The following is a 13,188-nucleotide window of genomic DNA, read 5'->3' as shown; positions in this document are numbered from 1 at the left end:
CGTTAGGTCAGGGTCAACGAAATGTTGTCGATCAGCCTGGTGCTGCCGACGTGCGCCGCGACCAATAGCCGGGCGGGGCCGGAGGTGGGCGCGGGTCCGAGCTCGGTATCGCGCAATTCGAGATACTCGACCTCGACTCGGGCTTGGGCGTCGAGGATCGTGCGGGCAGCGGCGAGCACAGCCTCGGCTCCCGAACCGCCCGCGCGGGCACCCGCCTGCAATGCCGCAGGCAGTGCGATGGCGGCTTGCCGCTCGTCCGGATCGAGATACCGATTGCGGGAGGACAGTGCCAGCCCGTCCGGCTCGCGCACGGTCGGGACGCCGACGATCCGGATGCCGAAGTTCAGGTCCCGGACCATCTGCTGGATCAATATCAGCTGCTGGTAGTCCTTTTCGCCGAAGAACGCGACGGTCGGCCCGGCGATCTGCAGGAGCTTGGCCACCACGGTCAACATCCCGCCGAAGAGCGCGGGCCGGGTGGCGCCACAGAGTTCGGCGCCGAGCGGGCCCGGCAGCACGGTGGTCCGGCGGCCGTCCGGATACATGTCCGCGGGGGAGGGTGCGAAGACCAAGGGCACACCGGCTTCGCGGAGCAGTGCGAGATCGGCCTCGAGCGTTCGTGGATAGCGGTCGAGATCCTCGTTTGCCCCGAATTGTAATGGGTTGACAAAGATCGAAACAATGACCTCGGATTTGCTTTCCTGCGCTTGTTCGACCAGAGCGAGATGGCCGTCGTGCAGTGCTCCCATTGTGGGCACGAGAGCGACATCTCGGCCACTCGTGCGCAGCTCGCGAGATACCTCGGACATGGTTATCGGATCATGATGAACAGTCAATGCGCCATCTGCATAATTGCTGACGCGCGGTCTCTCCAACGATTCTCCCCTCCTGTTTGTTTCGAACGCCCTCGGTCGGTGCGACGGAGGTATGGGTGAACCACTTCGACCGTACCCGAACTGTGCCGACAACGCAGCTGTATAACGCACCCCGATTGCTTTGTTGATGAATCATCATTCGGTCATCCGGACAACTCGAAAACTGTTGCAGCCCATGCGCGGACCGTGCTAGTGTTTGCAAACGGAACAAAAAACTATCGGCGGCCCAGGGGAGGGCCAGGCGGCCCGGCTGTCTCCTCGCGGGAATTAGGCGGGTACTCATGGTCACTCCAGTCAATACAAATGTCGGTGCATCGGTGAACGACAATGTCGCCGATCTCGGTCCGGCCGAAATCGAATTCCTCCAGTGGCGCGCGCTGAGCGCCGGCGAAGGCGCCGAGTTCTACGACAGCGTCCTGGCCGACGATGCCGTGCTAGCGGTGCCGTCCCCGCATGCGTCGCTCTCGCGGCAGATCGCGCTGAACGCGGTCGCCGGAGCGCCTGCGATCGAGACGTACCAGATACTCGAATTCCACGAGCGCCCCTTAGGCGCCGATGCGCACATAGTTTTCTATGAGATGTATCAGAAACGCGTGGGTCTAGACGGTATCTACGCAGCTATTTCTACGGTGTATATCAAACGCGACAATCGCTGGCTGATGCAGTATCACCAACAAACTCCGCTGCGTAGAGAATCAGGCAAGGGAGCCCAGGCATGACCCAAAAGTTCGACGTGCTGATATTGGGCTCGGCACTCTCCGGTAGCTCCTTGGCGCTGTGCCTCCAAGCCTCGGGTCTGAGCACCTGCATGGTCGATCCCAAACCGCATCCGAAATTCGCCATCGGTGAATCGACCATTCCGAACACCTCGAAGCTCTACAAACTGATGAGCATCAAATACGGCGTGCCCGAGTTGGCCGTGCTCTCGTCGTTCGACAATCTCATCGGGTCGGTCGGCACGTGCGGTATGAAGAACAACTTCGGCTTCGTTTATCACGAGCCGGGCACCATCGCGCAGAAAGTGCATCAGTTTCCGCTGTCCGAAATCGTGGAAACCGAATCGCACCTCTTCCGGCAGGATGTCGACCACTGGCTCGCGCTGCGCGCCCGCGATTACGGCGCCGTGCTACTGGAAGGGGTCGCCACCCGCAAGCTGGATATCACCGACGCGGGTGTGCACTTCGAAGGCGACGACGGCACCCGGATCACCGCCGAGTACGTCGTCGACGCGGGCGGCCGCAATTCACCGCTGGCGGCGCAACTGGGACTGCGCACCACCGAGGGGTTGCGCGCTTGGTCGAAGTCCATCTTCACGCACATGAGCGGCGTTCTCCCGTTCGACGACATCACCGAAGTGCACGGCCCGCGGCAATGGCACACCGGCACCCTGCATCACGTCTTCGACGGCGGCTGGATGTGGGTGATCCCCTTCGACAACACCGAGAAATCAAGCAATCCCTTGTGCAGCGTCGGCATCGTCTGGCGCATCGACGACGGCGACGAGAAGCCGCACCCGAACCCCGAGCAGGCCTTCGCCGATTTCCTGGAGACGTATCCGGAGATCGGCAAGCAGTTCGCGCACGCGCGCAACGAGCGCGAATGGGTGAGCGCGGGCCGGTTGCAATACTCGTCGACACAAACGGTCGGCGACCGGTGGTGCCTCACCTCCAACGCCGCGGGCTTCATCGATCCGCTGTTCTCCCGCGGCATGCAGAACACGGCGGTCGTGGTGGATCGGCTGGCCGAGCGGCTCATCGAACAATTCGAGGGCGGCTTCACGCCGCGCACGTTCGACGACATCGAGCAGATGCAGGCCAGCCTGATCGAGGAGAACGATTTCATCGTCGGCAACGCCTTCCGTTCCTTCACCGACTACCGACTCTGGAACGCCTGGTTCCGGGTCTGGCAGGTCAATCAGGTGACGGGCACCATGCGCACCGAAGCCAGATTGCGCCAGGTCGCCGAGCACGCCGCCGCTCGCGCCGCCGGACAGGGCGCGCTACCGAAGACCGCCGCGGCGCCCGGCGCCGGGCTGGACGGCTTCATCGACGCGTTCTACCAGAAGTCCGATCAGATCATGGAGTCCTACTGGCGCAAGGACATCAGCCTCGAAGCGGCGGTCGCGCAGTTCGGCACGCTGTTCGCCGATGTCGACTTCGTGCCACCGTCGTTCGGCCTGACGGATATGTCGCAGCCGTACTTCGACATCGATATGGCCAAGGTGGACAGCGCGATCGAGTGGGCGCGTACGGCCCGACCGGGCATTCGCGAGCTTTATCTAGGCGGCCTGCCCGCCGCGGAGAGTTAGGTGGATATGAAGGGGGTAGCCATCTCGTCCTACAGCGATCGGGTAGCGGCCGCCGTCTCCGGTTCGCTGAACGGGCTGCTCAGATTCGACCGGTCCATGGTGACGTCGCTGGACGGCCTCGAGCCCGACGAGGCCGAGCAGCCGATCGTCGTCATGCTGCGCGCCTACCTGTATCTGCTCGGCGGCGTCCGGCCGCCGGCCGAGGTGGTCGACGCGCTGCGCCGGATCGACGCAGGCACGCTGTCCGCCCTGGAAGCCGCCCACCTCGACGCGATCCGGCACCTGCTGCACGGCGCGTACGGCGCGGCGGGCGACACCCTGCTCGACATTTCCCGGCAGTTCCCGACCGACGAATTGGCCTTGGCCGCAGGGCATCAGGTCGATTTCCTGACCGGTGCGACGGAGACGCTGCTGTCGCGCCTGTCCAGCAGTCCGCTGTTGACCGAGGGCGCGACCGAGACCTACCCGTACCTGCTGGCGATGCTCGCTTTCGCCTACGGCGAGAACCACGAGTTCGCCAAGGCGTACGAGGCGGGTAGCCGCGCGCTGTCGCTGGCCCCGCAGGACAACCCGTGGGCGGTGCACGCCTGTGCGCACGCGCTGTTCGAGAGTCGCGACCACGGCGCCGTCTCGGAGCTGTTGTCCGCCACGCGCGGCCGGTGGAACTCGGAAAGTTGCCTGCTGCGTACGCATCTCAGCTGGCATCACGCGTTGAACTCGATGGCCGAGTCCGACCACGACGCGCTGACCGGCCTCACCGGCGATGTCACCGCCGTGCTGGCCACCGAGTGCTCGGCCATGCAATTCTGCGACGCGGTCTCCCTGCTGTGGCGATTGCGGCTGGCGGGCATTGTCGGGCCGGACGATTTCGCCGCGGTCGCGGACAAGGCACTGGATATCCGCGGTGCGTCGAACTCGGCCTTCGTCGATCTGCACGTGCTGCTGGCGATCATCGGCGCCGATCGATACGAGCCGGCCATGCGGCTGGCCCAAGAAATAGGTGCGGACGCCACGGATATGGCGGCGCACCTGACCGGAACCCGCCGCACCGCGGTCGGCGTGGCCGAAAGTTTCCTCTATTACTGCCAATCGAACCCGGAACAAGCAGTGCGACGCTTGATTTCGGTGCTGCCCGCCGTGGTGGGTATGGGCGGCAGCATGGTGCAACGCGATCTCGCGCTGGAACTTCTGGTCACCTGCACGCACGGCCGTGGATTGGATGTGACCGTCCCGGCCGGAGTCGGCATCGATAGACGTCCACTGGTGACGTATCTCCGCTCGTGAAGGGAATGATCGACATGGATACCGATTCGTATCCCCTCTGCACCGACCTCATCACCGGCCCGGCTGCCTGGAAGAGCAGCGATTTCACCGATCCCGCCCAGTGGACGACGCCGCTGACCGCCGACGATATCGGCGAGCTGTTCGAAGCGCTGCAATACGCTCGGCGAACCGGCAAAGAGCTCGGTAGCATTACCCGCGAAGACTTTCCGCTCGACGGTCTCGCGCAGAAGCTGAAAGCCGTTTCCCACGAACTCACGTCGCAGAGCGGGCTGGCCGTGCTGAGCGGTTTCCCGATCAGTGCCGACATCCCGCGCGCCGATATCGAGCTGATGTACTGGGGTTTATGTGCGCACCTCGGGCCCGCGGTGACGCAGAACGCGCGCGGCGAAATCATGGTGCCGGTCAAGAACTATGGCAACGGTGGACTGTTGAACGCGGCTACCCGCGGTTATCAGACCAACGAGGCGCTACCGTTCCACACCGATAGCTCCGACATCGTCGGCCTGCTGTGCCTGCAATCCGCAGGCGAGGGTGGATTGAGCAGCATCACCAGCTCGATGACCATTCACAACGAACTGCTGCGCAATCACCGGGAACTGCTCGGCCTGTACTACGCCGGTTTCTATTACGACCGGCGCGATGAACAGCTCGAGGGAGAAGTGCCGTACTACCGCAATGCCGTCTTCGCCTGGCACGAGGGCAGGCTCACCTGTCGTTATTATGTGCGGCACTTCATCGAGTCCGCGCACGAGAGATTCGATCTGGAGCTGTCGCCGGTGGAACGATTGGCGCTCAAAACGTTCGAGGAGATCGCCGACCGGCCGGAAAACAAGATCACCATGCGGATCAATCCCGGCGATATCCAGTTCTTGAACAACAATGTCGTCGTGCACGCCCGTACCGCATTCGTCGATGCCGATGAGATCAACCGTGAACTACTGCGGGTCTGGCTGAACCCGTTCGACGCGCCGACCCCGCCGCCGGGGCATGCCGCGTTCCGAGAAGGTATGCCGCAGAAGCAGATTCGCTGACCATCGCCGACACGCGTGGCATGCCTTGCGTGTTCGGCTTCCGAAAGAGGTCCGTAGTGCTAAATTCTAGTCTCGCCACTGGATTCCAGTTTCGCAATATTGCTGTTCGCACCGTGGGGAGCGTAATTTGAGGCGCGTACGTCCGATTGCTGTTGTCGCGCTGGCCCTGGTGGTCGCGCTGTCGAGTGCCTGCGGGACCGGCGGTGAGGTCGGCCCCGACGGGACCGACGGAAGCCAGTCGACCCAGGCCGCGACCCCACCGGACGATCAGTTGAACCTGAACGGCACGGTGAACGTGCGATTCGCGCTGGAGCCGGCCAGCCTGAACACCTTCACCACGGCCGGTGTCGCACTGGACCAGGTGCTGCTCGACAACGTCTACCAGGGCCTGGTCGCGGTCGACACCAACGCCAAGGATCAGCTCGTGCCGTCGCTGGCCACCTCGTGGGAGCAGTCGCCCGACGGCCTGACCTACACCTTCCGCCTGGTGCAGAACGCGAAGTTCCACGACGGCTCGCCGTTGACCTCGGCGGACGTCGTATGGTCGCTGCAGCAGGTGATCGCGCCGGGCTCGAAGTCGTTGCGCGCGCAGGACTTCAAGTCGGTGGCCGACGTTTCCGCGGCCGACCCGGCCACCGTGACGATCCGGCTGAAGCAGCGCGATACGACCCTGCTGTGGAACCTGGCCCATCGCGGCGGCATCGTCTACAAGAGCGGTACCGACTTCGCCACCCTCGACGGTGCGGAGAACGGTTCCGGGCCGTTCCGGGTGACCCAGTGGAACCGCGGCTCCACTCTCACGCTGTCGCGGTGGGACGACTACCGCGGTCCCGCGCCGAAGGTGGCAAAGGTGGTGTTCCACTACATCATCGAGCCCAACACCGCGAACAATGCCGAACTGACCGGGCAGATCGATATCCTGACCGCGTCCGATCCGACCCTGCTGCAAGCGTTCCGCGGCCAGGAGGACAAGTTCAGCGTGCTGCGCGGCACCAGCACCGACGAATACACCCTCGCGTTCAATGAGGCCAATCCGGTGCTGGCGAACCCTGATGTGCGCCATGCCATTCGGCAGGCGCTGGACAAGGACGCCATCATCAAGACGTTCGGCGCCGGCATCCGCATCGGCGGCCCGGTGCCACCGCAGGATCCCTGGTACGAGGACCTGAGCTCGCTGGACCAGTACAACCCGGAGAACGCGCGCAAGCTGCTCGCCGCCGCCGGATACGGGAACGGCCTGCAACTGACCGTGGAGTACCCGAACCACTACATCCCCGCGCTCAGCGACATTCTCGTGTCCAACCTGAAGGACGTCGGCATCACGCTCAACGTTCGGGTGGTGGAGTTCCAGACCTGGCTGTCGAAGGTGTACAAGAACCACGATTACGAGCTGAGCGTGGTGATCCACGCCGAGGCCCGCGACATCGGCAACTACGCCCGCCCCGAGTACTACTTCGGATACGACAACAAGCAGGTGCAGCAGCTGTACCGCGACGCGCTGACCGCGGAGACCGAAGACGCGCGTAACGACCTGCTGCGCAAGATGACTCGGCAGATCGCCGAGGACGCGCCGTGTGACTGGCTGTTCCTCGTCGAGCTGAACACGGTGGTGCGCAAGGGCATCTACGGCGTGCCGCAGCACGAGACCAACAACCGGTTCCCGCTGAGCAAGCTGGCGGTCGCCAAGTGACGGAGGTGTTTTGCTCTGGTATCTGATCCGGCGAGCGGGGCTGCTCCTGCTGTCGCTCGCGGTGGCGAGCGTGCTCATCTTCGCGATGCTGCGCTTGCTGCCCGGCGATGTCGCGGCCACCGTCGCGGGCATCCAGGCGACGCCGGAGCAGATCGCCGCCCTGCGCGCCGACCTCGGCCTGAACCGGTCGCTGCCCGAGCAGTATCTGTCCTGGATCGGCGGTGTCTTCCACGGTGACTTCGGGCATTCCCAGCTGAACGGCACCTCGGTGGGGGCCGAGCTGGGCGAGAAGCTCGCCGTCACCGCGCCGTTGATCATCGGATCGCTGCTGATCGCCCTGGGGCTCGCGGTGCCGCTCGGCACCTGGGCCGCGGTCCGGCATCGCACCAAGACCGGTGAGGCGGCCAACGCCCTGTCCCAGCTCGGCACCGCGGTGCCCGGTTTGTGGCTGGCGATGCTGCTGATCCTGGTCTTCGCGGTGGAGCTGCAAGTGCTTCCGGCGCAAGGGTTTCCGGTCAACCGATGGGAGCAGCCCGACGACGCGGTGCGCAGCCTGATCCTGCCGTGTGTCACCCTCGGGTTGTCCGAGGGCGCGGTGCTGTTCCGCTTCGCGCGCTCGGCCATCCTGGGGGTGCTGTACTCGGAGTATCTGCGTACCGCGCGCGCCAAGGGCATGACCCGGACGCAGGCGTTGGTGCGGCACGGTTTCCGCAATGCCGCGCCGTCGGTGGTCTCGATCCTCGGCTTGCAGTTCGCGGTCCTGATCGTCGGGGCCGTGGTGATCGAGCGGGTGTTCACGCTGCCGGGTGTGGGCAGCATGCTGCTGTCCGACGTGGCGAACCGGGATCTGGTGAAGGTCCAGGGCGAGGTGCTGTTGATCGTCTCCGCGGTGCTGGTACTCGGCTTCGTCGTCGATATCGTGCACCGGCTCATCGACCCCCGGCTGGAGGCCAGGCTGTGATCCATGCCGTCAACCGGCCCAAATGGGCGCGCAGGCGCCGCGCCCTGCAGGTGATGGGCGCCGCGCTGATCCGAAGGCCCAGTGGGGTTTTCGGGTTGATCATGGTGGGCACGCTGGTGGTCGCCAGCCTGGTGTCGCTGTTCTGGACCCCCTACGATCCGCAAGCCACCAACCCCGGCCGGGCCTGGTTGCTGCCGCTCAGCAACGGCCATCTGCTCGGCACCGACCGGGTCGGGCACGACGTCTTCAGCCAGGTGCTGGCCGGCGCGTGGCAGACGCTCGCGGTGGCTTTGGTGGTCGCGGCGATCGCGGGCGTGCTCGGCCTGATCCTGGCGCTGGCCACCCAGCTGACCCCGCACCTGGTCGGCTCGGTGGTGGTGCAGCTGATCGACATCATGATCGCGTTCCCGGCGCTGCTGCTGGCGATGGTGCTGGCGGCGGTCTACGGCGGCTCGATGATGACGGTGGCGGTCGCCATCGGCATCAGCTCGGGCGTCGCGGTGGCCCGGGTCGCGCGGGCCGAGGTAGCCCGGGTGCTGACCAGTGATTTCGTGCTGGCCGCGCGCGCGTCCGGCGCGTCCACCGCTCGGATCGTGCGCAAACACCTGCTGCCCGCCATCGCGCCGACGCTGATCGTGCAGCTGTCCTGGGTGATGGCCTTGGCGGTGCTCGCCGAGGCGGCCCTGACCTACCTCGGCTACGGCAGTTCACCGTCGGCGCCGTCCTGGGGCGGCATCCTGCGCGCGCAACAGGACTACATCAAGGTGCGGCCACTACTGGTGGTGTGGCCGGGCTTGGCGGTGGCGCTCACCGTGCTCGGCTTCAATCTGCTCGGTGACGCCCTGCGCAGCGTGACCGATCCGCGGCTGCGCAAGGGGGTGCCGGTGCGATGACGCTACTGAAGGTGACCGACCTGACGGTCGAGATCGGCGAGCAAATCCTGCTCGACCAGGTCGACCTGGCCATCGACGCCGGTGCCCGCCTCGGCCTGATCGGCGTCTCCGGATCCGGGAAATCCCTGCTCGCACTGGCGATCATGGGCCTGCTGCCGGAGGAGGCGCGGGTGCGCGGCAGCATCACCCTCGACGGTGTCGAACTGATCGGCCGCAGTGACCGGCAGCTGTCGAAGGTGCGCGGCAGCCGGATGGCCATGGTGTTCCAGGAACCGCTGTCGGCGTTGAATCCGCTGATGCGGGTCGGCAGGCAGATCGCGGAACCGCTGCGGCTGCACCAGGGCATGGGACGTCGGCAGGCCCAGGCCGCGGCGACCGAACTGGCGGCCCGGGTGGGGCTGCCGGATCCCGCGCATACCGTGCGCGCCTTTCCGCATCAGCTCTCCGGCGGGCAGCGGCAGCGAGTCGGCATCGCGATGGCGCTGGCCGCCCGGCCCGCGCTGTTGATCGCCGACGAACCGACGACCGCGCTGGATGTCACGGTGCAGGCCGAAATCCTGGCGCTGCTCCAGGATTTGGTGTCCGAGCAGGGTTCGGCGCTGCTGTTCGTCACGCACGATCTCGCGGTGCTCGCGCAGATGACGCAGCGCGTGGTGGTGCTCGGCCAGGGGCGTGTCCTCGAGGACGGCGACCTGGGGGAGATCCTGCGCGGATCGACCCATCCTTACTTGCAGACCTTGTTGGAGCTGGCGCGGGCCTCGTCGTTCCGCCGGAGCTCCGGCACCGCCCGACTGGGTGCCGACAGCGACTCGGCGGAGGTGGTCTCGTGATCCTGCTGGAGGCCGAAGGATTGAGCCGGTCGTTCCGGTTGCCGCGCACCAGCCTGTTGCACCGCGCACCGCAGCGGCACGCGGTGTGCGACGTCGACCTCACACTCGCGGAGGGCAGCCATCTCGGCATCGTCGGCGAATCCGGTTCCGGCAAGTCGACTTTGCTGCGTTTGCTCCTCGCCCTCGACCGACCGGATCAAGGCGTGGTCCGGTATCAGGGCAAACCGGTGACCGGTCGCGATCTGGCCTGGTTCCGCCGGGAAGTCCAAGTGGTGCTGCAGGATCCACTGAGTTCGCTGGATCCGCGGATGATCGTCGGCGACTCGATCGCCGAACCCCTGGAATGCCTGCGCATACCGGGTAACCACGACTACCGGGTGGCCGAGCTGCTGGTGGCGGTCGGGCTGGAACCCGATGCGACAGCGCGCTATCCGCACGAATTCTCCGGCGGACAGCGCCAGCGCATCGCGATCGCCCGCGCGCTCGCGCCGAATCCGAAGGTGCTCGTCGGCGACGAACCGTTCTCCGCGCTGGACGCGCCGACCCGCGCCCAGATCATCGAGCTGCTGCGCGATCTGGTGCAGCGATTCGGGCTGTCGCTGATCCTGGTGTCCCACGATGTGGGTGTCGTGCAGCAGCTGTGCGATCAGCTGCTGGTGATGAAGGACGGGGTCATCGTCGAGCGCGGTACTGCGGAGACGGTGCTGGAGAATCCCCAGCACCCCTACACGCAAGCCCTGCTCGACGCGGTCCCCATGCTGCCGTTCTGAGCCGAATCCTGTTCCGCTGTCAGTTGTTCAACGCGGTAACCACGAGCCGTGCGCCACGTGCGGGCACGTTGGTGATGTTGCGGACGCGCCCACGCTCGGGTGCACCGGGCAGCGCGAGCTGGTAGCGGGTCAGCACCGCCCGCAGCACTACGGCGCCCTCCATCAGCGAGAAGCCCGCGCCGATGCACCGGCGCACCCCACCGCCGAACGGCAGCCAGGTATTCGGCGCCACCGTGCCTTCGAGGAAACGCTCGGGCCGGAAGCGTTCCGGTGCAGGATGATTGGCCGGATTCTGGTGGGCCAGCACGATCGACGTCGACACCCGGGTGCCACGCGGCAGCGGCACGCCACCGATCGTCATGTCCTTGGTGAGCTGGCGCTGCACCCGGCCGATCACCATCCGGTGGCGCAGTGCCTCTTTCACCACCGCCTCCAGGTATTTGTCGTCACCGTCGCGGGCGGCCTGCCTGGCCCGATCCTGCACCTCCGGGGCGGCGGCCAATTCGTGCAGCGCCCAGGACAGTGCCGACGCGGTGGTCTCATGACCCGCCAGCAGCAGCGTGACGAGTTGGTCGCGCAGCTCCGCATCGCTGAGCGGCGCCGTGCCGGGATCGTCACCGGAGCCGACCGCCAGCAGCCGGGACAACACATCGGCGTGCTGATCGATCTCCGGATGCGCTCGGCGACGGGCGATTTCGGCGTAGAGCAGCTCGTCGACCGCGGTGAGGGCGTCGGCCATCCGCCGCCACGGCCCGAACCGCCGCAGCAGCGGCCACTTCCAGCCGAGTAGCACCACCGGGCTCATGTCGGTGATCCGGCGCAGCTGCGGGGTGAGCTCGGCCCTGCGCTGCTCGTCGGCGACGCCGAAGACCACCTGCGTGATCACATCGAGCGTCAAATCCTCCATCCGGCTGAGGATGTGCTCGGTCGAACCGGCGGTCCACCGCTCCACCTGGGTCTTGGCGATGTCCTCGACCAGGGCGCGGTAGCCGTTGAGGGCCGCGCCGGCGAAGGCCGGCATCAGCAGCCTGCGGGCGCGGGCATGTTCGCTGTCGTCGGTGAGCAGCACCGAGTGCTCGCCCATGATCATCGACAGCTCCCGATAGGCCTCGCCCGCATGCAGATCGGCCGGACCGGCGGTGAAGATCTCCTTGATGTGGTCGGGCCGGGAGAACACCACGATGCGCTCCGGATACGGCGGCAGCAGCCGCACCGTGAAGACGTCACCGAAGCGGCGCGCTTGGGCGCCGAGGAACTGGGCGTGCCGTTTGGTGTGCAGCACGGTCTGAAGTAGCCGCGGTAACCGTGGGGCCGGTGGGTACGCGCCGGTCATGGGGTGGTCCTTTCCGCCTGGTCGTGCTGGAGCCGCTCCGCCGCCGTCGCGCGCCGCGCGAGGCCCTCGATGACGAGGAAGGCGACCGCACTGAGCGCCGCTGCGGCGATCGGGAGCGCGAAGGGGCTGAACAGGGACAGCGTCACGCCACCGGCGATGCTGCCGAGGGTGACGCCCAAATAGGTCGACGAGGAGTTGAGTGCCAGCACCTGGGTCGCCGAATCCGGTGCGGCGTCGAGCAGCATCGTCTGCATGGCGGGGGCGGTCCAGTAGAGCGCCAACGACCACACCAGCGTCAGCGCCACCAGCACGGGCATCGGGATGGGCGCGAAGATCGTCAGGATCGAGAAGACAACCATGGTGCCCAGGAACAGGCCGAACCCGATGCGCAGCGCGGCCGACGCGCCCTTCTTGTCCACGAAGATGCCGCCGGCCACCGAGCCGATCAGGCCCGCGATGCCGGCCACCGCGAACAGCAGACCGCGTTGGCGCAGTGAGGTATTCGAGAAGTCTGCCGCGAACGGCCCGAAATAGGTGAACATCATCAACGCGCCGCCGAGCAGGATGGTGTTGCCGAGCAAGACGGTGAGCACCGGCCTGCTGGACAAAGCCGTGAGATGTGTTCGGGCCGAGACTATTTCGCCGGGCGCGCGCAGATACTTACGGACACCGAACAGCATCGCCATCGACAACACGCTCAACCCGGCGAAGACGACGAAGTTGCCGCGCCACCCGAAGACGCTGGCGATCAGCGTGCCGAACGGCACCCCGAGCGCGAGGGCGCCGACGATGCCGGAGGACACGATGCCGATGTAGGCGCTGCGCTTCTCCGCAGGCGCCAGCGTCGGCGCGAGCGCGAACATGGCGGGCAGGCAGGCGGCGGCAGCAGCGGCGGCCAGCACCCGCAGCACCATCAGCACCCAGAACGTATCGACAATGGCGGACAGCAGATTCGCCAGGGTGAAGACTATCGATGCGATGACGAAGACGCTGAGTCTAGTGCGGCGGGCCGACGCGAACGCGATCAGCGGTGCGCCGATCACCAGCACCAGGGAATAGGCCGAAACCAGCTGTCCCGCCGTGGATTCCGAGACACCGAGGTCGGCGGCCAGTTCGGGGAGCACGCCCGCGATCATGTAATCGTCGGTGTAGAAGACGAATACGGCGAAGGTGATCGCTATCAACCAGAACGGCATCGGGCCTCCAGTGGGAC

Annotated in this window: 12 protein-coding genes; 9 read left to right on the top strand and 3 right to left on the bottom strand. The window is 66.1% G+C overall.

Annotated elements, in window-relative coordinates; all coding sequences use genetic code 11:
- Positions 1 to 2 precede the first annotated feature (2 nt).
- The gene (gene panC / locus DBO33_RS23430) at positions 3 to 875 is read right to left on the bottom strand and encodes a pantoate--beta-alanine ligase (protein WP_325050735.1); all 873 of its coding nucleotides are present in this window, start codon (positions 873 to 875) and stop codon (positions 3 to 5) included.
- Positions 876 to 1,156: 281 nt separating this feature from the next.
- On the opposite strand from panC, the gene DBO33_RS23425 reads away from it, so the two are divergent.
- The 9 genes from DBO33_RS23425 to DBO33_RS23385 all read left to right on the top strand — a co-directional run bounded on the left by DBO33_RS23425 (position 1,157) and on the right by DBO33_RS23385 (position 10,642).
- A complete protein-coding gene (locus tag DBO33_RS23425; RefSeq protein ID WP_159080439.1) occupies positions 1,157 to 1,594 on the top strand; it encodes a nuclear transport factor 2 family protein in 438 nt (145 codons plus the stop codon).
- Positions 1,591 to 3,183 (top strand): NAD(P)/FAD-dependent oxidoreductase, encoded by a 1,593-nt coding sequence (locus tag DBO33_RS23420; RefSeq protein ID WP_107656967.1) that lies wholly within the window; start codon positions 1,591 to 1,593, stop codon positions 3,181 to 3,183. The genes DBO33_RS23425 and DBO33_RS23420 overlap by 4 nt, the downstream gene beginning before the upstream one ends.
- Complete coding sequence (locus DBO33_RS23415; RefSeq protein WP_107656966.1) at positions 3,184 to 4,467, top strand: hypothetical protein; 1,284 nt, start codon at positions 3,184 to 3,186, stop codon at positions 4,465 to 4,467.
- A 14-nt stretch (positions 4,468 to 4,481) separates the two neighbouring features.
- Positions 4,482 to 5,498 (top strand): TauD/TfdA family dioxygenase, encoded by a 1,017-nt coding sequence (locus DBO33_RS23410; RefSeq protein WP_159080438.1) that lies wholly within the window; start codon positions 4,482 to 4,484, stop codon positions 5,496 to 5,498.
- 127 nt (positions 5,499 to 5,625) lie between these two features.
- Positions 5,626 to 7,188 carry an ABC transporter substrate-binding protein gene (locus tag DBO33_RS23405; protein ID WP_107656964.1) on the top strand — a complete coding sequence of 521 codons (1,563 nt, stop codon included), beginning with the start codon at positions 5,626 to 5,628 and terminating at the stop codon, positions 7,186 to 7,188.
- A gap of 10 nt (positions 7,189 to 7,198) precedes the next feature.
- Positions 7,199 to 8,149: an ABC transporter permease gene (locus DBO33_RS23400; protein ID WP_107656963.1), complete on the top strand. Its 951-nt coding sequence runs from the start codon at positions 7,199 to 7,201 to the stop codon at positions 8,147 to 8,149.
- Complete coding sequence (locus tag DBO33_RS23395; protein ID WP_199856726.1) at positions 8,146 to 9,042, top strand: ABC transporter permease; 897 nt, start codon at positions 8,146 to 8,148, stop codon at positions 9,040 to 9,042. Before DBO33_RS23400 ends, DBO33_RS23395 begins: the two co-directional genes overlap by 4 nt.
- Entirely contained in the window at positions 9,039 to 9,872 is an 834-nt protein-coding gene (locus tag DBO33_RS23390) for an ABC transporter ATP-binding protein (RefSeq protein WP_107656962.1), read from the top strand. The genes DBO33_RS23395 and DBO33_RS23390 overlap by 4 nt, the downstream gene beginning before the upstream one ends.
- Complete coding sequence (locus tag DBO33_RS23385) at positions 9,869 to 10,642, top strand: ATP-binding cassette domain-containing protein (protein WP_107656961.1); 774 nt, start codon at positions 9,869 to 9,871, stop codon at positions 10,640 to 10,642. Before DBO33_RS23390 ends, DBO33_RS23385 begins: the two co-directional genes overlap by 4 nt.
- Positions 10,643 to 10,661: 19 nt before the next feature.
- Here the strand turns inward: DBO33_RS23385 and DBO33_RS23380 are convergent, their stop codons facing one another.
- On the bottom strand, positions 10,662 to 11,975 hold the full coding sequence (locus DBO33_RS23380; RefSeq protein WP_107656960.1) for a cytochrome P450: 1,314 nt from the start codon (positions 11,973 to 11,975) through the stop codon (positions 10,662 to 10,664).
- On the bottom strand, positions 11,972 to 13,171 hold the full coding sequence (locus DBO33_RS23375) for an MFS transporter (RefSeq protein ID WP_107656959.1): 1,200 nt from the start codon (positions 13,169 to 13,171) through the stop codon (positions 11,972 to 11,974). Before DBO33_RS23375 ends, DBO33_RS23380 begins: the two co-directional genes overlap by 4 nt.
- Positions 13,172 to 13,188: the final 17 nt, after the last annotated feature.

Source organism: Nocardia suismassiliense, assembly GCF_900269665.1.
GTDB lineage: Bacteria > Actinomycetota > Actinomycetes > Mycobacteriales > Mycobacteriaceae > Nocardia > Nocardia suismassiliense.
This window is presented reverse-complemented; position numbering and strand designations above follow the sequence as displayed.

What these genes read in the sequence shown, in the direction of transcription:
- DBO33_RS23425 (WP_159080439.1), top strand. Translation starts at nt 1,157, where the DNA reads ATGGTCACTCCAGTCAATACAAATGTCGGTGCATCGGTGAACGACAAT.
- DBO33_RS23420 (WP_107656967.1), top strand. Translation starts at nt 1,591, where the DNA reads ATGACCCAAAAGTTCGACGTGCTGATATTGGGCTCGGCACTCTCCGGT.
- DBO33_RS23410 (WP_159080438.1), top strand. Translation starts at nt 4,482, where the DNA reads ATGGATACCGATTCGTATCCCCTCTGCACCGACCTCATCACCGGCCCG.
- DBO33_RS23390 (WP_107656962.1), top strand. Translation starts at nt 9,039, where the DNA reads ATGACGCTACTGAAGGTGACCGACCTGACGGTCGAGATCGGCGAGCAA.
- DBO33_RS23380 (WP_107656960.1), bottom strand. Translation starts at nt 11,975, where the DNA reads ATGACCGGCGCGTACCCACCGGCCCCACGGTTACCGCGGCTACTTCAG.
- DBO33_RS23375 (WP_107656959.1), bottom strand. Translation starts at nt 13,171, where the DNA reads ATGCCGTTCTGGTTGATAGCGATCACCTTCGCCGTATTCGTCTTCTAC.